Source organism: Parasediminibacterium sp. HNIBRBA5674 (genome assembly GCF_056745525.1).
Map to the genome: position 1 here is coordinate 1 of NZ_JBQWIE010000017.1, position 19,274 is coordinate 19,274.

Sequence of the window (19,274 nt, forward strand, 5' to 3'; positions counted from 1 at the left end):
AGGCTTCCCCCTGAAAATAGCATTATTCCTGTTTGCTTTACAGCTAAAGAAAATTAACTAGCAACTTGAGTTAATTATAGAATTAAAATCAACAGTAAAATAATGATGATGATAGCGCCTACTGATAAATAAATACCACCATTATTTCTAGCTTCTTTACCTAAAACTCTTAATTCTTTTCTCAAGGCTTTTCTATCAGCACTAGTTAGTGTCGATTTATCCATGTCTTTTATTTCCTCTACCCTAGCTTTTATACGTACAAGATTGGCTTGTTTTACAGCTTCATTATCGGCCGTAGCACTTGTAATTACTGCATTTGGTGCAAGGTTGGTAGCATTTGAAGTTACGCTTGTTGCCAGTAATACCATTAGCATTAGTGACATGTAGACTTTCTTTTTCATAATAATTATTTTATTAATTATTACTTAGAACAAATCGTGCCACGTATTGCTAAATGTTAAAAGCAGACGTAAAAGAATTTTTAAATGGTAAACATAGGAGCAATAAAAACGACAAACCACATCTACACCTCATCACATCTACTTCTAAAGCACTATCACAAATGCTAAAAGCCTGCTACACTATCGTCGCCTCTTTTATCTGCGGCTGTTTCTAATTTACCATTAGGCAATATGCGAATAACTTCTGTTCTTCCTATAGCTGTTCGTGGTGATATTTTATAGCCCATTGCTTGCAGTTCTGCAATTGTTTTTGCAGGAAAACTAGGTTCTACAGCTACTTCATCTGGCAGCCATTGGTGGTGAAACTTGGGTTTATTCACAGCATCTTCTGCACTCATATTAAACTCAAGTAAGTTTACCAATGTTTGAAAAACAGAGGTAGGTATGGTTGTACCGCCAGGCGTACCACAAACAATGTATGGCTTGCCTTTTCTCAATACCAATGTTGGTGTCATACTACTTAACATGCGCTTATTTGGTTGAATAGCATTTGCTTCGCCACCAACAGCACCATACATATTGGGTACACCTGGTTTTACGCTAAAATCATCCATTTCATTGTTCATTAAAAAGCCAGCACCACCTACTACCGTTCTGCTACCATAACCACCATTTAAAGTAGTGGTCACACTCACCATATTACCTGCTGCATCCATTACACTGATGTGCGTGGTTTCATCACTTTCGTGAATGATGCCAGCTTTAATAGTAGTGCTTGGTGTTGCTTTGGTACTATCATAGTCAGCCATTCTGTTTTTTATGTAAGTATTATCTGCCAATGTTTTCAACGGCACTTTCCAAAAATCAGGGTCACCTAAATTTGCTGCCCTATCTGCATAAGCTCTGCGTTCTACTTCTACCATTAACTGCACCGCTTTTGTTGACTGAAACCCATAACTAGCAATCGGTTTTTGCGCAATCATTTTCATCATTTGCAATACAATAATACCGCCGCTACTTGGTGGTGGCATACCAATAATGCTATAATCTTTGTAGTTAAAAGTTAACGCTGTACGTGCTTTAGCTTTATAATTTTTCAAGTCTTCTTTACTAATGATGCCCTTACCTCTTTGCATTTCTGCTACAATCAAGTCAGCCGTTTTGCCTTCGTAAAAACCTTTTTGACCCAAATCTCTTACACGCTTTAAAGTTTCGGCTAGTTCTTTTTGTACCAATGTATCGCCAGCTTTCCATTTACCTTCTTTTACAAATGCGGTAGGCATGGTAGAATTTTTAATAAACGATTCTCTTGTCGCATTTAAGCCTGCGGCCTCTCTTTCTGTAATTACAAAACCAAACTCTGCAATATCAATAGCTGGCTGTATCAATGCTTTCATGGGTAATTTGGCATAAGGCAAGGTTGCAAATAAACCTGCAATGGTACCTGGCACGCCATTAGCCAAGTGACCAAGTAAAGATAAGTTTGGAATCACTTTACCTGCTCTATCTAAGTACATATCTCTAGAACCTTTGCTTGGTGCGGTTTCTCTATAATCTATGGTAATATTTTTACCAGCCGGTGTGTGACCTACCAAAAAACCACCACCACCAATATTACCAGCACCAGGATACACAACAGCCAAGGCTAATTGCGTAGCAATAACAGCATCAAAGGCATTACCACCTTGTTTCATAATGGCTGCACCTACCATACTTGCCAATGGATGCGCACAACTTACTGAGGCTTTATTAAACGATTCTGATTTTACGATACTGTAATGATATGGGTCTACCATTTTACCTGCACCAATTATTTGTAGACCTGACAGGTTTTTAAAACCTGTCAGGTCTTGTTTTGTTTTTTTTGGCTGCGCAAATAGCGAAAGTTGGCAAATGCAAATGATTAAGAGTGAGACAATTTTTTTCATAAGCGAAAGATAAATGTTTTGCTGAAACAAGTGCAACCAAATAGAGAAACGTCCTTTCAAATAAAAAACTACCATTTACTTTGGACTGTTTTTTACTTGTTATATATTCACCTCTCACACAAACATGTTTATGAGAAAACTATTCTTAGGATTGATGTTGCTTACATCTATCACTTCATTTGCACAAAACCTACAAAGCCCCGATCAATTTCTTGGCTATAAAGTAGGTACACGTTACACCCGTCACCACAAAGTAGTTGAGTATTTTAAAAGCGTAGCTGCAGCTTTGCCAAGCATGGTAAAAACTGAGAAATATGGCGAAACCAACGAAGGCAGAGAACTGATGATTGCCTACATAGCCACACCAGAAAATTTAAAAAACTTAGAAACTATTCGCTTAAATAATTTACGCATTGCTGGCGCTGCAAAAGATAAGGCTGCACCTACGGTAAAAGATGCACCTGCTATTGTATGGTTGAGTTACAATGTGCATGGCAACGAAACCTCTTCATCTGAAGCAGCCATGATGACTTTGTATGCCTTGGTAGACCCTACCAATACACAAACCAAAGAATGGTTGAAAAATACCGTCATCATTATGGATCCTTGTATTAACCCAGATGGTCGTGACCGCTATGTAAACTGGTTTAATAGCATGGTGGGTAAAAACTATAATGCTAATCCACAAGCTAGAGAACATGCAGAACCTTGGCCTGGTGGCAGAAGCAACCATTACAATTTTGACCTTAACAGAGATTGGGCTTGGCAAACACAAGTAGAAACCCAACAACGCTTGGTAAAATACAACCAATGGTTACCACAAATTCATGTTGATTATCACGAGCAAGGCATTAACGAGCCTTACTATTTTGCGCCAGCAGCAGAACCTTTTCACGAACAAATTACCCCTTGGCAACGTGAGTTTCAAGAGATGATTGGTAGAAACCATGCTAAATATTTTGATGCAAATGGTTGGTTGTTTTTCACCAAAGAACGCTTCGATTTGTTTTACCCGTCTTATGGTGATACCTACCCTATTTACAATGGTTCTATTGGTATGACCTACGAACAAGGTGGTGGCCCACGTGGTGGTCTTGGTGTATTAAAAGCAGATGGCGATACATTAACATTGCTTGACAGAGCGACGCACCATTTCACCACAGGTTTATCTACCATAGAAATAGCTAGTAAAAACGCTCAAAAGCTTATAGACGAATACAAACGCTTTTTCGACGATGCTCGTAGTGCGAAAAACTTCACGTACAAAACCTATGTACTTACAAGTGATAATGCAGACAAACTAGCCGCTGCTGAAAAACTATTTAAAGCCAATGGTATTGAATATGGTGTATTGAGCAATACTACTTTTAAAGGCTTTAACTACAATACTTTAAAAGAAGGTGATGCCAGCTTAAAGAAATACCATATTGCTGTGAGTATGCAGCAGCCAAAATCAGTATTAGCAACGGTTTTACTTGAGCCAAAAGGCAATTTATCTGACTCAAACACCTACGATATTACAGCTTGGGCCGTGCCTTATGCGTATGGCTTAGATGCTTATGCTGTAAAAGAAAATTTAGCGGTTACTGCTAAACCTGTTGAAGGTATTACACCAGCTATTTTACCAGCTAACAAGTACGGTTACTTAATTAAATACACCTCATTGGCTAGTGCTAAAGTAATGGCTAGTTTGCTTAAGCAAGGCATTAAAGTGCGTATGGCCAACTTACCATTTACCTACAATAAAGAAAGCTACGACCGTGGCACTTTAATTATTTTAAGCAAAGGCAATCCTGCTGATGTAAACCTAAAAGTTAGTGACGCTGTTAAAGGCTCATCTGTGGCTGTAAGTGTTGTAGAAACTGGCTTTATGGATAAAGGTGCTGACTTTGGTAGCCCTGATATTAGCTTCATTAATGCGCCTAAAGTAGCGATGCTTAGTGGCGAACAAACCTCTTCTACAGCTGCTGGTGAAGTTTGGAATTTCTTTGACCAAACACTTGATTATCCTATTACCTTGTTTAATGCGGCTGACCTTGCTAGAATAAGCCTGAAAGATTACACGGTATTGATTGTACCGGATGGCTTTTACCGCAACTTAAACGACAAAGCCATTAGCGATAAACTAAAAGAATTTGTACGCAGCGGAGGTAAAATTGTAGCCTTAGACAATGCGGTTATGCAATTTGCTAATGGCGATTGGGGCTTAAAACCAAAAGAAGATAAGGCTGACGATAAAGACAAAAAAGATGAATATGCAGCCATTAAAAAATATGCTGACAATGACCGTTCACGTATATCAGACCAAATACCTGGTGCTATTTACAAAATCGATTTAGACAATACGCATCCACTAGCTTATGGCTACCCTAACTATTACTACATCTTAAAACAAGACGATAATATTTATCAGTTTTTAAAAGATGGCTGGAACGTTGGTACCATTAAAAAGGAAGCCTATGTTACTGGTTTTGGTGGCGTAAAAGTAAAAGCCAAACTAAAAGATGGTACGTTATTCGGTGTGCAAAACCTAGGCAACGGTAGTGTTGTGTACCTAAGCGATGACCCAATTTTCCGATTATTCTGGGAAAATGGTAAGCTGTTGTTTTGCAATGCTGTGTTTGTGGTAGGGCAGTAAAAATTCCTCAACCTATAAGGTCACAAAATACTTTATGGGTTTACAATGAATATTGCGGTCGGCTTTGCCGACCGCTTTTGTATTTATGTAACCAGCGTTCTGCACATTAATCGGCTGCATATGCACACTGCATCTATAAAACATTTATTTAGCATTAAAACCTAGAAAGATTTTTGAGATATCTGTATTACAGGCAATAAAAAAACGCACTTAGGCAGTAAGCAGGCATTCAGCGAGAAATAAAAAACTATCTCTGACAGTAAGCAGGCATTCAGCGAGAAAGAAAAAATTATCTCTGGCAGTTAGCAGACATTCAGCAGCAAAGAGAAAAGTATCTCTGACAGTAAGCCGATCTTCATCTGGAATGAAAAAAATATCTTGGGCAGTAAGAAGACATTCATCGGGAAAGAAAAAAATATCTTGGGTAGTCAATCACCTATTTGAAAATTCTAGAAAACCAATTATTTTAGCTAAAAAAAATTATGCTACAACTAGATGTATTGAAAGTATGCAACAACAAAGGCATTGATAATCCCAAACGCTTTTTAGTACAAAACGGCTTCTCGCATTCGGCGGCTTTTAGATTGGTAAATAACCGTCAAGAAAGTGTAAGCATGTCAGTACTGCAAAAACTCTGTACCATTTTATATTGCACACCCAACGATTTAATGAGTTGGCACGCTACCGAAACAAACCCCTTACCAGAGGCACATCCACTTACCACACTAAAACCAATTGCGAAGCAAGCTTCAATTTCCAGCCAATTAAAAACAATGGCACCCGATAAAATTTTAGAAGTACAAGCGTTTATTGATAGTTTAACAAAGAAAGAGGGGTAACCCAGGCCTTTAAGTGTGGGCGAAACTTCAAGCACTTAATTACAAATAAAGTAGCATCTGCGAGAATCTGCGTTATCTGCGAGACATGCTATGCCTTCACCATCTCTTTAATAGTCTGTAATTTCAGCAAGGCTTCTACAGGTGTTAAGCGGTTAATGTCAATAGCGTTTAAAGCATTGCGTATATCGCTAAAGGTTTCAGAATGTGCATCAAAAATAGAGAGTTGCATTTGTGGTGCTTCAAGGCTGCGCAAAGAAGATGACAAGTGTTTGTTCATTCGGTCCACAGTCGACGGTCGACGGTCGACTGTAGAAAGCTTTGCTGTGGTCTGTGGTCTGTCGTCTATCGACTGTTCACTATTTACCGAATCACGACTATCTTCTAATTGCTTTAAAATATCATTGGCACGGGAAATTAATTTAGGTGGCATACCAGCCATTTTTGCCACATGAATACCAAAACTGTGCGTGCTACCGCCAGGCGCTAGCTTACGTAAGAAGATGATTTTATTACCCACTTCTTTATTGGTAACGTGGTAGTTTTTTACCGTTGGCAGTTTCTCTTCAAGTTCGTTCAATTCATGGTAGTGTGTAGCAAACAAGGTTTTAGGTGCAGCGGGCGAGCTTTGCAAAAATTCTACAATGCTCCATGCAATAGAAATACCATCATATGTAGACGTACCACGGCCAATTTCATCGAGTAATATCAAACTACGCTGCGAAATATTATTGATAATACTAGCCGTTTCGTTCATCTCAACCATAAAAGTACTTTCGCCGCCACTTAAGTTATCGCTAGCCCCTACACGGGTAAAAATCTTATCGGTCAACGGTATTTTAGCCACATCAGCGGGCACAAAACTGCCCATGTGTGCCATTAAAGTAATTAAAGCAGTTTGGCGTAAAATGGCACTTTTACCACTCATATTTGGCCCCGTGAGAATGATAATTTGTTGCTCATCAGGATGCAGGTAAATATCATTGGCAATATAGGTTTCGCCAGCTTGTAGGTTACGCTCAATAACAGGGTGGCGACTTTCTTCTAAATGTAATTCTAAGCCATCATGCAGTTGGGGCTTTTTGTAGTTATACTGCAATGCATTTTCTGCAAAGCACAGCAAACAATCTACAATAGCCAGCAAATTACCATTCACTTGTATCGGCGCTATATAATCTTGCAAAGCCAATAATAGCTTATCATACAGCGCTAATTCAATGGTTAAGATTTTATCCTCAGCACCAGTAATTTTCTCTTCGTATTCTTTTAATTCAGGTGTAATGTAGCGCTCTGCATTGGCCAAGGTTTGTTTGCGAAACCAATCAGCAGGCACTTTACTTTTGTGTAAATTGGTAACTTCTAGGTAATAGCCAAACACATTATTAAACCCAATTTTCAGCGATGAAATACCCGTTGCCTCAGCTTCTCTTTGCTGAATACCAATTAAATATTCTTTACCACCAGAAGCAATGTTACGCAACTCATCTAGTTCTGCATTTACGCCAGTTTTAATCACACTGCCTTTATTTACAGCAATAGGTGGTGCTTCATTTATTTCGTTGATAATTTTCTCTACAATAAAATGGCAAGGATTCAATGCATCGGCCAATCGCTTCAAATAATCGTTATTGCTTTGGCTCAATTGCTGTTTAATAATATCTACTTGCTGCAAGCCTTTTGCCAATTGCAATACCTCTCTTGGATTAATTTTCTTTAAAGGCAGTTTACTCACCAAACGTTCTACATCACCACAAGTTTTAATGGCTACGGCTTGTTGCTTACGCAAATCTGCTTGCAGAATAAAGTACGCCACAGCATCTAATCGCTCATTAATTTTACCAATATCTTTTAAAGGTAAAACCGTCCAGCGTTTCAGCATTCTAGCGCCCATTGGACTTACGGTATTGTCAATGGTTTTTAGCAGACTATTACCTTCATTAGCACCAGTAGATAACAATTCAAGGTTGCGAATGGTAAACTTATCCATCCACAAATAATCTTCCTTTTCCATCCGCTGTATAGCGGTTATATGTTGCAGATTGGGATGTTCTGTTTCTTTTAGATAGTATAAAACCGCACCAGCAGCCACTATGCCACTGTGCATATTTTCTACACCATAACCTTTTAAAGAATGGGTTTGAAAATGCTTGAGCAAGCTTTCGGTGGCAAAGGCTTCTTCAAACAACCAGCTTTCCATTGTGTACGTGTAAAACTTAGTACCAAACAGTTCTTTAAACTGTTTTTGGTAGCTACGCTGAAAAATGACCTCGGCAGGTTTCAGACTTTGCAGTAATTTATCCATATATTCTGCATTGCCTTCGGCTACAAAAAATTCCCCCGTACTAATATCTAAAAATGCAACGCCTAATACATCTTCTGTAAAATGTAGCGCTGCTAAAAAGTTATTGGTATTGTGTTCAAGTAGTTTATCGTTAGTGGCAATGCCAGGTGTTACCAATTCTGTTACACCACGTTTTACAATGCCTTTGGCTTCTTTAGGATTTTCTAGTTGGTCGCAAATGGCTACTCTGTAACCAGCTTTTACCAATTTGTGCAAGTACGTATCTAGCGCATGGTGCGGAAAACCAGCCAACTGACTACTATTTTCATCACCATTGTTACGCTTGGTTAATGTGATGCCCAAAACAGTAGACGCTTTTACCGCATCATCACCAAAAGTTTCGTAAAAATCGCCCACACGAAACAGCAAAATAGCGTCAGGATATCGCTGTTTGATAGCCTTATGTTGCTGCATTAATGGGGTTTCTGTACTTGCCTTTGCCATAGCGACAAATATAAGTGCCTCATCAATAATGCTTGGCTTTTGTTATTCAGATAATGTGGGTGAAAATAGGTAGCTATCTTAGCTTAAAACAGGTTCATTTACTTTTAAATGTTTTTATGGATAATACATCATTAAAAGATGGCGATAACTGCCAAGTAATAAGCGGTACACACAAGGGCAAAACTGGCATTGTACGAGATATTAATACCAGCAAGACGGGCCACATTACCATTACTGTGGTGCAAGAAAATGGTGTTCGTTTTAAAACACTTGGTAGAAATGTAACAGTAATTACTGACAATAAAAGAGCCTAGCAATACAAACATTGCTAGGCTTTCAAAAGTATTTTAAATGTTACTATTTAGCAGTTGTAGCCGTCCAATCTTTACCAAATACACGTTGCAATGTAGGTGATGTTCTCGCAGCAACATTGGTACGAATGTTTGTTTCTTGTTCTTCAATTTTCTTAAACATTTGGTTCGTTACTAGCACTGCCAAAATATTGTCTAGATTTAAGTTTAGCTTGGCTTTGTTACCCAACAATAATTTTGCAGGCCCTACTAGTTTATCCCACTCTTGGGTAATTTTATAGCTATCCAAAGCAGTTTTCATTACAGGCGTTACAGCTCTACTCAAGCTATCGCCTACTTTATTACGTAAATAATCAGTTGCTGCAGTACCACCATTTTTCACAATATCAATGGCATCAGTAAAAGACATTTGCTTAATACCACTTACAAAAATGGGTGCAGATTTATTAACAGTTTCTGTAGCTGCATTGTCTAAGGTATTGGTAAACTTATCAAGCTGCGATGTTAAGCCCAATTGATCGAGTGTTTTTACAACGCCTTGCAAATTATCAGGTAAAACTGCTGCTAACAGCACATCTTTACTAAAAGAGCCTTTTTGCCCCAAGGTTGCAGTACCATTTTGCACACCAAGTAATAAGGCTTCACGTAAAGCATTGCCAGCATCTACTTCTGTTAATAAACTACTAGCAAGGGTTTTGATAGAATCGCAACTACTAAACAAACAAGTAGATGCTAATTACACTGTGTACAAAATTTTCTTCATGGTGTAAAATGGTTTAGGCTGACTATTAGGCAAATTGCGTGCCTTAAAACCAATTGTGGCGTTAATCAATTTTTTCAAAGATAGTTTTAGCCCCCCCTAAAAATAAACTAAAAAATTTACTTCAACTTTACGTCACTTTTATTCACTAAATAATATGGAGTATGAACTTTTTAAAAGATGCCATTAAACGCTTTAGGTACTACAAAGAATTAGGCGACAAAACCTTTGCACAGCTAAACGATGAAGATGTATTGTTTCAACCTTCACCAGATAGCAACAGTATTGCCATTATTGTGCAGCATTTGTATGGTAATATGCTTAGCCGCTGGACAAATTTTTTAACAGAAGATGGTGAGAAAGAGTGGCGCAAACGAGATGGCGAATTTGAAGCAATGACGCTATCTAAGGCCGATGTTTTATCTTTTTGGAATGCTGGCTGGGATTGCTTGATTAAAACGCTAGAAAGCCTTACAGAAGCCGATTTAGAGAAAACCATTACCATACGCAGCGAGCCCTTACAAGTATATGATGCTATTTTACGTCAGCTAGCACATTACCCATATCATGTGGGGCAAATAGTAACCATTGGCAAAATGATTAAAGACGAATCATTTGCGACACTAAGTATTGCCAAAAACAAAAGCAAAGATTTTAACGATAGCATGGGGCATAAATAGATTTCCAATTTGAGATTTGACATTAGCCAATTCTGCATCTTACATTTGCCCAATGACATTGCAAGATTTGAGAATTGTTTTTATGGGTACACCTGAGTTTGCAGTTGCCTCTTTAGATGCTTTGGTACAGGCAGGTTGCAATATTGTAGGTGTAATTACAGCGCCAGATAAACCAGCCGGTAGAGGTATGCAGCTTACACAGAGTGCTGTAAAAAAATATGCAGTTGAAAAAGGCTTGTACACACTTCAACCAGAAAAGCTAAAGAATCCTGAGTTTTTAGCTGATTTAAAGGCCTTAAACGCAGATATACAAGTTGTGGTAGCATTTAGAATGTTGCCTGAAATTGTATGGTCTATGCCACCAATGGGTACCATCAATGTGCATGGCTCATTGCTACCGCAATATCGTGGTGCAGCACCCATTAACTGGGCTATTATTAATGGCGAAACTGAAACAGGCGTTACTACTTTTAAGCTGCAGCATGCCATAGATACTGGTGATATTCTATTACAGCAAACCATGCCAATACCTGAAGATGCGACTGTTGGTGATATTCATGATGCCATGAAAGAGATAGGTGCAGCAACTTTGGTTAAAACGATGCAGGGCCTAGCAGAAGGAAGCATCAAGGAAGTACCGCAAGAAATAAGTTACAAGATTCAAGAAGACAACTATGCTAACAGTATATCAGATTCACCATTCACTATTGACCATTCACTAAAACATGCACCAAAAATATTTACAGAAACTTGTGTCATTGACTGGCATAAATCTGCCGCAGAAATTCATAATCTAATTAGAGGTTTATCGCCCTACCCTGCTGCCTTTACTACTTTAAACAATAAGAAACTGAAGATTTTTAAAAGTAAAAAAGAAATTGCGTCTCATAGCGAAGCCATTGGTTCTGTAATAACTGATAATAAAACTTATTTAAAATTTAGCTGCGCAGATGGCTTTATATATGTGCTTGATATGCAGCTTGAAGGTAAAAAACGATTATTGGTAGAAGAATTTTTACGAGGTTATAGGGCATAAAAAATCCTACCCAAAACTGGGTAGGATTTTTTATGTGTAGTTAGATAGAATTAATATCTGTTGTAACCACCACCGCTGTTACCGCCACGGTCGCCACCACCACGGTTTCCACCGCCATAGCCACCACCACGACTGCCGCCGCCGTATCCACCGCCGCTACCGCCACGGCTTCCACCGCCGCCGTAACCGCCACCGCTGTTACCACCGCCGCCAAAGCTGCGTTTTTTAAATCCACCTTCTCTTCTTTCGCCTTCTGGACGAGGTGTAGATTCGTTTACAACAATTTGACGACCAGAAATTTCGCTATCGTGTAAAGCACTGATTGCAGTACGAGCTGCATCATCATCGCTCATTTCTACGAAGCCAAAACCTTTGCTACGATTGTTGTTAAATTTGTCAGTAACAATTTTAGCACTTGTTACTTCACCATACGGTGCGAAAAGCTCTTGTAATTCTTCACTAGTCATTGCCCAGTTAAGATTACCAACGTAAATGTTCATGTTTTTTTAATTAAAAAAAGTAAATAAATCAATGGGAAAACAGTAACCAAAAACCCTGAGTATTTACGTAGAAATCTTTCGAGAGAATTGTAAAACTGACCATTGTGAGAAGTAAAAGTATCATATTAATTGACTTAGCAAAATTTATTTTTCTGTTAACAAAAATAAATGGTCAAAAAATTTCGAATTGTTTGATTTTTTACGTATGCAAAGGGCCGAAAAATGTACTGGACGTACAAGTCCCGATTCAAGTGTAACATCGGGATGCCGACGAAAAAAGTCGGCAAGTGAACACAACGAAGTTTCATAGAAATACAAAAGCCCGTAACATAATTGCTACGGGCTTTAATTAAATATTGCAATTGAAATTATTCTGCAACTACTTCAAATTCAACTTCTGTAGTGTTACCATTACCGAAATCGATAGATGCTTTGTAGGTACCTAATTCTTTCACTTCCTCAGCAATTGAGATACGTTTGCGGTCAATTTCGTAACCTTTTTGGTCGCGAATTGCACGTGCAATTTGTAATGAAGTTACGCTACCGAAAATTTTACCAGTAGTACCAGTTTTTGCACCCAATTTTACTGGTGATGCGGTTAAAACTTCTATTACTTTTTTCAATTCAGCTAGCATTGCTGCTTCTTTCTTCGCTTTTACTTTAAGCGTTTCTTCCAATTTTTTAAGATTGGTAGGGTTAGCTTCGATAGCAAATTTTTGTGGAATTAAGAAGTTACGAGCATAACCGTTTTTTACGGTTACTAGTTCGTTACGGCCACCTAAATTATCAACGTCTTGAATTAATATTACTTGCATTGTGTGTATTGTTAGTTCCCAAGAGCCCAGCTTTTAAGCTGTCTTTCAACCTTATTTTGAAATTAGGGAAGGTTACTAAAATTGTTTATTTAAATAAATCTGTTACGAATGGTAATAAAGCCATTTGACGTGACTTTTTAATCGCATCAGCAACTTTACGTTGGTATTTTAAAGAGTTACCGCTTAAACGACGTGGTAACATTTTACCTTGTTCGTTAATGAATTTCTTTAAAAATTCTACGTCTTTGTAGTCTACATATTTGATACCGTATTTTTTAAAGCGGCAAAATTTCTTTTTTGGCTTTTCTTGCTTAATAGCGGTAAGGTATTTTATTTCGTTCTTTGCCATGATTATGCAGTTACTTTATCAAGGTTTTTAAATCCGCCATTTCTTTTTACATGATTGTACTCAACGGCGTTTTTGTCAAGTTTAGAAATCATGTGACGCATTACTTGTTCGTCACGTAATAATTGGATTTTCAATTTTTCGTTGAAATCGCTTTGAGCTGTAAACTCTAGTACCCAATAAATACCTGTAGTTTTTTTCTGAATTGGGTAAGCTAATGATTTTAAACCCCAAGGATTGCTGTTAACAATCTCGCCGCCAGCTTCAGTAACTAGGTCAGCGTATCTTTTTTGAGAAGCTTTAAAATCTTCTTCTGAAAGAACGGGTGTGAAAATCACCATTAATTCGTAATTGTTCATTACTTAAATTTTTTGGTTCTTAAAATGGTTTTATCCCATCGGACAATCTGCAAATGCGCAGAAAGAATATGCCAAGACATATTTGGGGCTGCGAAAGTAAGGGGTTTTAAGAAATTGAAAAATATTTTTTCTCAATAGAATAGACATGGCATGGAATTAGCTAAAACCTCGAGGCATCTTGTAGATGTTTTGGTGATTTAAAAGTAATACGAGATATTCTTTTGTAAAAACCAATAATTGACGCAGCAAAATACAATATTATTAACTCTTTTTACTAAACACTTTTTTGTTATGACGGCTACACCGATATTTGCTTTACGAACAGATGTTAGTATGACGACGATTTCTTTTGATAACACAGAAAATGCCTTTGCTTATAAAAGCGATAAAGAGTTAAAGCAATCAAAATTCTTATTTAGTACAATGGATTATCCATTGTTTGTACCAATAGGCACAAGAATTACCCCTTTTTTAATGAAAACGGGCTTGCCAATAAATGGCATCATAAAAAATACCATTTTCAAGCAATTTGTAGGTGGCGAGACTTTACATGAAACAGCTGAGGTTGCTAGTACATTAAGTAAATATGGTGTAGAGGTAATTTTAGATTATGGTGTAGAAGGTAAAGAAGGTGAAGATAATTTTGAACATGCTACTGAAGAATTTATAAAAGTGATAAAATATGCAGCTACGCAAAAAAATATTCCTTTTATAAGCATAAAAGTTAGCGGCTTTGCAAGGCATGGTTTACTACAAACCTTAAACGAAGCACCAAGGCTACGTAGTGGCATTCATGACCATGAAGAAGAACAAGCTGAATGGGATAAAGTATGCGATAGAATGTATCGCATCTGCGAAACAGCAGCCGAAAATAATATTGGTGTTTTGGTAGATGCAGAAGAAAGTTGGTTTCAAGACCCAGTAGATAGATTGACGATTGAAATGATGGAAGAATTTAATAAAGAGAAAGCCATCGTTTACAATACCATACAACTTTACAGACACGATAGATTGAAATTTTTAGAGCTATCGCACAAAATAGCAAAGCAAAGAGACTTTATACTAGGTGTCAAATTGGTGCGTGGTGCATACATGGAAAAAGAACGTAAACGTTCTAGTGACTATGGTTACCCATCGCCTATTCAGCCATCAAAAGAAGCATCTGACAATGATTACAATACTGCTATAAAATTCTGCATTGACAATATTGATAACACAGCTTTTATTGTTGCTTCGCACAATGAAAAAAGCAACTTGCTTGCAGTTAAACTACTAGAAGTAAAAGGGTTATCATTAAATCATCCTCATGTACACTTTTCGCAATTGTACGGCATGAGTGATCACATCACATTTAACTTGGCAAAGGCTGGTTGTAGTGTAAGTAAATATTTGCCTTTTGGGCCAATAAGAGATGTGATACCTTATTTAATGCGTAGAGCGCAGGAAAACAGTAGTGTAAGTGGCCAAACAGGCAGAGAATTAAGTTTAATAAAGAAAGAATTAGCTAGACGTAAAAGCGCTTAATTATTTTGTAGTTAGGCTCTTTGATATTGATTCAATTATATCTGGAATTAATTCAAATTCGGTAGACTTATCTATAAAGTATTCTGCACCAAATTCCATGCATATTGGTTTATAATAGTCTACAGATTGATTAGTAACCATCATTACTTTTACTTTTGGATAAAGTTGCTTTACCTCTCTTAGCAGTTCAATGCCATTTTTGTGTGGCATATTAATGTCTAGCAATATTAATTCAGGTTGGTGAGATGCCAAAAATTCTAATGCTTCAATGCCATTGGTGGCAATATCGATGTTATTCACACACCGTATTTCAGACAAAATCTCTCTCATTCTTGTAAGAATAGTGATAGAATCGTCAACAAGAAGAATATTAATTTTTTTTACGGGCATTGGGGGCATTTGACAATAATTCGAAAATCACAAAAAAAACGTAAATACACCTAGAGGTGTATTTACAATAATTTGGTAACGATTAGATTCGGATAATTGGCAGGATATTGACGATAAAACGGGCTTTAGGCTTTTACAAAGGAAGCACTTGGCTCTTATGAATATTGTAACCAATACTACAATTTATACGTAGTAGTTTTACTACACAAATTATAAAAAGCCGTACTTAAATAATCCCTTTATCTAAGGCATATTTTGTTAAATCAGCATTATTATCTATACTCATTTTTTGTAAAATTCTGGTTCTATAAGTACTAATAGTATTTACACTTAGCGATAATTTTGTAGCAATATCAGAAATTTTATAGCCTTCGGCAATCATTTTCATAACATCAAACTCTCTGTTAGATAGTTGTTTATATAATTGATTCTCATAAACAGCATCTTCCTTAGCATCTACTAGCAAATTAGCTATTTCTTGTGTAATAAACTTGTGACCGCTTGTAATTGTTTTAATTGCAAGTATCAATTCTTCAGATGCACTTTCCTTTGTGATATAACCATATGCACCAGCTTTTAAGGCTCTAATTGCATAATGTTCTGCAGGGTGCATGCTTAATATAAGTACAGGTATTTTGGGTGCTTGTTCTTTAATAAGCTGCATTATTTCTAGCCCGCTGCGGCCAGGCATTGAGATATCACATATAATTATATCCCACTTTTGAAGATGCAATTTTTTTAGTAATGTAGCACCATCGGCTGCTTCTTCTATAATTACATCGGGGTAAGCATCTACAATTATCATTTTCAATCCACGCCTTACCACATGGTGATCGTCACCTATTAATATTTTCATTACCAATCTATAGTTTATAGCAACGGTACTTTTATAACAATTTTTGTTCCTTTACCGGCTTCGCTCTGTAGGTCAAAAATACCATTAATCATTATAACTCGTTCTTTCATGCCCAATAAACCAAAAGTTCTACCTGTTATATCAGTTTTAAACCCATCACCATTATCTACAATTGTAAGTGTTAAAGTGTTACTAATATAAACTAAAGAGGCATTAACAGCAGTTGCATTTGCATGACGAATAATATTGGTTAACGATTCTTGAAAGATTCTAAATAGATTAGACTTTACGTCCATAGAAACCTCAATATCCTTTGATTCATTTAAAAATTGGCACTGAATATTGGTTCTTTTTTCAAATTCTTTTGCCTGCCATTCTAATGCTGCATCTAAGCCTATATCATCTAAAATACTTGGCCTTAGTTCTGATGCAATTCGCCTTACAGTATGAATAATCTCATCTGTTACTTCCATAATTGTCACCAATTTATCGCCAAGTTCAGGAGCTTGTTTTTCTACTTTCTTTTTGGTAATACTAATATCCATTTTTAAGCCCGTTACCAATTGCCCAAGCTCATCATGAATTTCTCTGGCTATGTGCTTTCGTTCTTCTTCTCGTATTTTTTGCAAATGAGACGCTAATTCTCTTAATTGAGTATGTGATTCAAGCAACTCTTTCTCTGCTTTTTTTCGCTCTGTAATATCTACAAGCATTATATAAACTACATCTTTATAAATACTAAATAAAAAGCTAAATGTTTTTGTCAATCCATTTTTGCAAAGAATAGACGTTTCAATATCTGGCACGTGCTGTAGTTCGCCACGCCTGTAAGCTGCAACAGTTTCTAGCCAATGATTGTATAATTTTTCTCGTATTTCTGAATTGGGTTGCGTATGTGCGTACCACTCTTTTAGGGTGGGAATATCTTGATTAGTGTAACCTATAGTTTGTACAAAAAATTTATTTAAAAACATTACCTCACCATCTATATGATGACTTCCAATTGCAATTGGCATATTTTCGGCCAAAGCTTTAAAACGTTGTTCGCTTTCAAATAATAATGCTTCTGCTTTTTTACGTTCTGTCACCTCATTTAAAATGGCATAAACAAGCTTATTATTAACCGTAAAGCTAATTTCAAATATTTTATGTTCACCATTTTTACAAATGATTGTACGCTCTAAAACAGGTGTTTTTCCTTTTGGGTTGCGCCATTTATTTTCAATAGCCATTAGCCATTCTTGTCTACCAATTTCGGTACTTTCAGCATCAGGATAATAAATAAAATGTGGCCAAGCATCGGCCTTGGTAACATCTTCAAATGTGTAGCCACTTATATCTAAAAACCTCTGATTGATATAAGTAATGTTCATATTCATATCAAAATTGCAAATAGGTATTGGTGTATTATCTGCAATTCTTTTAAATCTTTGCTCACTTTCTATTAAACGCTTTTGAGCTACTTTTAAATCTGTAATATTTACTGCATAGCCTATTGCAAGCTGCATATTACCGTCTGCATTTAATACGGGAAATAATGTTCGCAAGTAATACTCAACATTGCCATTTTGATTAATTAATTTTTCTTCCCAACTCTTTAACTCATTCGAGTTTTTAACATCACTAAATCGCTTATGCCTAAGTTCGGCTATAGTCAATGGCTTATCCTTAAAAATACAATATTCTTCATCTGTTTTACCAATAAGCCATTCACGCAATTCTGGATCTTTTACCGCCACAGGATTTACAAATAAATACCGATGGTCACTATCAAAAACAGCAATATCAGAAGGAATACTGTTTAATATTGTTTCATAAAAATCTTTCTGCTTTTTTAAGTTTGTATTATACAATACTCTGGCAGTAATTTCATTATATATAACGTATAAAATTTCATCTTCTAAAGAAAATGAAATTTCAAAATGCCTTTGAGTACCATCTTTACAAATAATTATACGTTCCATAACAGGAAACGAAATATTTTTACCTTTACGAAAACCTGCAAATAAGTTTTCCCACTCTTTTTGCCCTGCCTCAACTAATTGAGCAGATGTATATTTTATATAATTATAAGCAGATGCAACAGTAGGCACTTCATCAATAGAATAACCGATAATCTCAATAAATTTTTTATTCAAAAAAACAGTTTGGCTATCTTTATTGCATATTGATACAGGCAAAGGAATATTCTCAGCAATGCGTCTAAACCTATTTTCTCTGTCTAATAGTTGTTTCTCCTTATTTTTTTCGTCGGTAATATCTTTGCCAATACTTACTCTACCAATGTTTTTCCCATTTAAAATCAATGGATTATTCATCCAACTTATTACTCTTTCTTCACCATTTTTTGTTCGTAATGGCTCCTCATACGAATTAGGAAATTCTCCCGATTTACGTAGTTCTTTTATTTTTTTGTGATATTCTGGATAATAAACTTTTGGTAATAACACCTCTAAAGGATCTTTACCTCTCACTTCATCAATTGAAAAACCAATAAGCACTTCGGTATACTTACTGATGCCAGAAATTTTGTTATTAATATCAACGGTAATAATAATTGCGTTAGAATTATTTACAATGGCTTCATTAATTTGGTAAGTGTTTTGTAAAACTTCTATAGTGTGCTTTTTTTCTGCCAATTGCAGAAGAAGCTGCTCTTCTCTAAGCTTAAAGGCGTGTATATCAGTAGCAAAAATGTGAAAGGTGTTATTGGCAGTTGAAGTAGATTGCTTGTAAATATCAAGCGAAAACCAATATTCTTTTTTTGAAGTAGTAACAAACTGAAGTTCTACAGTTGTTGTCTTTTTTTTAGTAGATGAGTTGAGTAACTCAATAGTCTCTAAAAATAAATTTTGATGTCTCGGTGCAATAAAAGTAACAATACTTTTATTAATAATAAATGTATTTGTATAACCCAATACATTTTTAAATTCAATTGTTATATGGCCAATTATTAGGCTACCATCAAGGGCAAATTCTATAACATTAGTTTTTCTTGTAGGAATTTTAAGGGGCATATTATACTATGTTACAGCTAATATACCAACATTTATATTGATTAAGGCAATTGTTACAACTTAATTGATTAGTGATTTTAAATTTTATAAAT

At 36.3% G+C, this 19,274-nt stretch carries 17 protein-coding genes; 6 read left to right on the top strand and 11 right to left on the bottom strand.

Features of this window, described 5'->3' with window-relative positions; translation table 11 throughout:
• Positions 1 to 74: 74 nt before the first annotated feature.
• Together ACT9TX_RS09845 and ggt are read right to left on the bottom strand one after the other, a co-directional pair.
• Complete coding sequence (locus tag ACT9TX_RS09845) at positions 75 to 401, bottom strand: hypothetical protein (RefSeq protein WP_481338115.1); 327 nt, start codon at positions 399 to 401, stop codon at positions 75 to 77.
• Between the two features lie 164 nt (positions 402 to 565).
• Complete coding sequence (ggt, locus tag ACT9TX_RS09850; protein WP_481338116.1) at positions 566 to 2,329, bottom strand: gamma-glutamyltransferase; 1,764 nt, start codon at positions 2,327 to 2,329, stop codon at positions 566 to 568.
• Between the two features lie 130 nt (positions 2,330 to 2,459).
• Between ggt and ACT9TX_RS09855 the strand changes: the two genes are divergently transcribed.
• Positions 2,460 to 4,967: a M14 family metallopeptidase gene (locus ACT9TX_RS09855; protein WP_481338117.1), complete on the top strand. Its 2,508-nt coding sequence runs from the start codon at positions 2,460 to 2,462 to the stop codon at positions 4,965 to 4,967.
• Between the two features lie 482 nt (positions 4,968 to 5,449).
• A complete protein-coding gene (locus tag ACT9TX_RS09860) occupies positions 5,450 to 5,806 on the top strand; it encodes a helix-turn-helix domain-containing protein (protein ID WP_481338118.1) in 357 nt (118 codons plus the stop codon).
• 88 nt (positions 5,807 to 5,894) lie between these two features.
• Here the strand turns inward: ACT9TX_RS09860 and mutS are convergent, their stop codons facing one another.
• On the bottom strand, positions 5,895 to 8,588 hold the full coding sequence (gene mutS / locus ACT9TX_RS09865) for a DNA mismatch repair protein MutS (protein WP_481338119.1): 2,694 nt from the start codon (positions 8,586 to 8,588) through the stop codon (positions 5,895 to 5,897).
• A gap of 116 nt (positions 8,589 to 8,704) precedes the next feature.
• Here mutS and ACT9TX_RS09870 point away from each other — a divergent pair, with 116 nt between their 5' ends.
• Complete coding sequence (locus tag ACT9TX_RS09870) at positions 8,705 to 8,902, top strand: KOW motif-containing protein (protein WP_481338120.1); 198 nt, start codon at positions 8,705 to 8,707, stop codon at positions 8,900 to 8,902.
• A gap of 43 nt (positions 8,903 to 8,945) precedes the next feature.
• Here ACT9TX_RS09870 and ACT9TX_RS09875 read toward each other — a convergent pair whose 3' ends face one another.
• Positions 8,946 to 9,620 (bottom strand): DUF4197 domain-containing protein, encoded by a 675-nt coding sequence (locus tag ACT9TX_RS09875; protein ID WP_481338121.1) that lies wholly within the window; start codon positions 9,618 to 9,620, stop codon positions 8,946 to 8,948.
• Positions 9,621 to 9,823: 203 nt separating this feature from the next.
• Between ACT9TX_RS09875 and ACT9TX_RS09880 the strand changes: the two genes are divergently transcribed.
• Together ACT9TX_RS09880 and fmt are read left to right on the top strand one after the other, a co-directional pair.
• On the top strand, positions 9,824 to 10,339 hold the full coding sequence (locus tag ACT9TX_RS09880) for a DUF1572 family protein (protein WP_481338122.1): 516 nt from the start codon (positions 9,824 to 9,826) through the stop codon (positions 10,337 to 10,339).
• A 52-nt stretch (positions 10,340 to 10,391) separates the two neighbouring features.
• Positions 10,392 to 11,375, top strand: a complete 984-nt coding sequence (gene fmt, locus ACT9TX_RS09885) for a methionyl-tRNA formyltransferase (RefSeq protein WP_481338123.1) — start codon at positions 10,392 to 10,394, stop codon at positions 11,373 to 11,375.
• Positions 11,376 to 11,425: 50 nt separating this feature from the next.
• On the opposite strand, the gene ACT9TX_RS09890 is transcribed toward fmt, so the two are convergent.
• The 4 genes from ACT9TX_RS09890 to rpsF form a co-directional block, all read right to left on the bottom strand.
• Positions 11,426 to 11,875 (bottom strand): RNA recognition motif domain-containing protein, encoded by a 450-nt coding sequence (locus ACT9TX_RS09890; protein WP_481338124.1) that lies wholly within the window; start codon positions 11,873 to 11,875, stop codon positions 11,426 to 11,428.
• A 368-nt stretch (positions 11,876 to 12,243) separates the two neighbouring features.
• Complete coding sequence (gene rplI / locus ACT9TX_RS09895; protein WP_379012268.1) at positions 12,244 to 12,690, bottom strand: 50S ribosomal protein L9; 447 nt, start codon at positions 12,688 to 12,690, stop codon at positions 12,244 to 12,246.
• Between the two features lie 85 nt (positions 12,691 to 12,775).
• On the bottom strand, positions 12,776 to 13,039 hold the full coding sequence (rpsR, locus tag ACT9TX_RS09900) for a 30S ribosomal protein S18 (RefSeq protein WP_481338125.1): 264 nt from the start codon (positions 13,037 to 13,039) through the stop codon (positions 12,776 to 12,778).
• A gap of 2 nt (positions 13,040 to 13,041) precedes the next feature.
• Positions 13,042 to 13,395 carry a 30S ribosomal protein S6 gene (gene rpsF / locus ACT9TX_RS09905; protein WP_481338126.1) on the bottom strand — a complete coding sequence of 118 codons (354 nt, stop codon included), beginning with the start codon at positions 13,393 to 13,395 and terminating at the stop codon, positions 13,042 to 13,044.
• Positions 13,396 to 13,686: 291 nt separating this feature from the next.
• Here rpsF and ACT9TX_RS09910 point away from each other — a divergent pair, with 291 nt between their 5' ends.
• Positions 13,687 to 14,919: a proline dehydrogenase family protein gene (locus ACT9TX_RS09910; RefSeq protein WP_481338127.1), complete on the top strand. Its 1,233-nt coding sequence runs from the start codon at positions 13,687 to 13,689 to the stop codon at positions 14,917 to 14,919.
• Here ACT9TX_RS09910 and ACT9TX_RS09915 read toward each other — a convergent pair whose 3' ends face one another.
• From ACT9TX_RS09915 to ACT9TX_RS09925, 3 genes are all read right to left on the bottom strand, one after another.
• Positions 14,920 to 15,309 (bottom strand): response regulator transcription factor, encoded by a 390-nt coding sequence (locus ACT9TX_RS09915; protein WP_481338128.1) that lies wholly within the window; start codon positions 15,307 to 15,309, stop codon positions 14,920 to 14,922.
• 226 nt (positions 15,310 to 15,535) lie between these two features.
• The gene (locus tag ACT9TX_RS09920) at positions 15,536 to 16,165 is read right to left on the bottom strand and encodes a response regulator (protein WP_481338129.1); all 630 of its coding nucleotides are present in this window, start codon (positions 16,163 to 16,165) and stop codon (positions 15,536 to 15,538) included.
• A 14-nt stretch (positions 16,166 to 16,179) separates the two neighbouring features.
• Positions 16,180 to 19,182 carry a sensor histidine kinase gene (locus ACT9TX_RS09925; protein WP_481338130.1) on the bottom strand — a complete coding sequence of 1,001 codons (3,003 nt, stop codon included), beginning with the start codon at positions 19,180 to 19,182 and terminating at the stop codon, positions 16,180 to 16,182.
• Positions 19,183 to 19,274 lie beyond the last annotated feature (92 nt).

Bases quoted from the DNA above. Each gene is read 5' to 3' on its own strand.
- ACT9TX_RS09845 (WP_481338115.1), bottom strand. From the start codon at position 401: ATGAAAAAGAAAGTCTACATGTCACTAATGCTAATGGTATTACTGGCA.
- ggt (WP_481338116.1), bottom strand. From the start codon at position 2,329: ATGAAAAAAATTGTCTCACTCTTAATCATTTGCATTTGCCAACTTTCG.
- ACT9TX_RS09855 (WP_481338117.1), top strand. From the start codon at position 2,460: ATGAGAAAACTATTCTTAGGATTGATGTTGCTTACATCTATCACTTCA.
- ACT9TX_RS09860 (WP_481338118.1), top strand. From the start codon at position 5,450: ATGCTACAACTAGATGTATTGAAAGTATGCAACAACAAAGGCATTGAT.
- mutS (WP_481338119.1), bottom strand. From the start codon at position 8,588: ATGGCAAAGGCAAGTACAGAAACCCCATTAATGCAGCAACATAAGGCT.
- ACT9TX_RS09870 (WP_481338120.1), top strand. From the start codon at position 8,705: ATGGATAATACATCATTAAAAGATGGCGATAACTGCCAAGTAATAAGC.
- ACT9TX_RS09880 (WP_481338122.1), top strand. From the start codon at position 9,824: ATGAACTTTTTAAAAGATGCCATTAAACGCTTTAGGTACTACAAAGAA.
- fmt (WP_481338123.1), top strand. From the start codon at position 10,392: ATGACATTGCAAGATTTGAGAATTGTTTTTATGGGTACACCTGAGTTT.
- ACT9TX_RS09890 (WP_481338124.1), bottom strand. From the start codon at position 11,875: ATGAACATTTACGTTGGTAATCTTAACTGGGCAATGACTAGTGAAGAA.
- rplI (WP_379012268.1), bottom strand. From the start codon at position 12,690: ATGCAAGTAATATTAATTCAAGACGTTGATAATTTAGGTGGCCGTAAC.
- rpsR (WP_481338125.1), bottom strand. From the start codon at position 13,039: ATGGCAAAGAACGAAATAAAATACCTTACCGCTATTAAGCAAGAAAAG.
- rpsF (WP_481338126.1), bottom strand. From the start codon at position 13,395: ATGAACAATTACGAATTAATGGTGATTTTCACACCCGTTCTTTCAGAA.
- ACT9TX_RS09910 (WP_481338127.1), top strand. From the start codon at position 13,687: ATGACGGCTACACCGATATTTGCTTTACGAACAGATGTTAGTATGACG.
- ACT9TX_RS09915 (WP_481338128.1), bottom strand. From the start codon at position 15,309: ATGCCCGTAAAAAAAATTAATATTCTTCTTGTTGACGATTCTATCACT.
- ACT9TX_RS09920 (WP_481338129.1), bottom strand. From the start codon at position 16,165: ATGAAAATATTAATAGGTGACGATCACCATGTGGTAAGGCGTGGATTG.
- ACT9TX_RS09925 (WP_481338130.1), bottom strand. From the start codon at position 19,182: ATGCCCCTTAAAATTCCTACAAGAAAAACTAATGTTATAGAATTTGCC.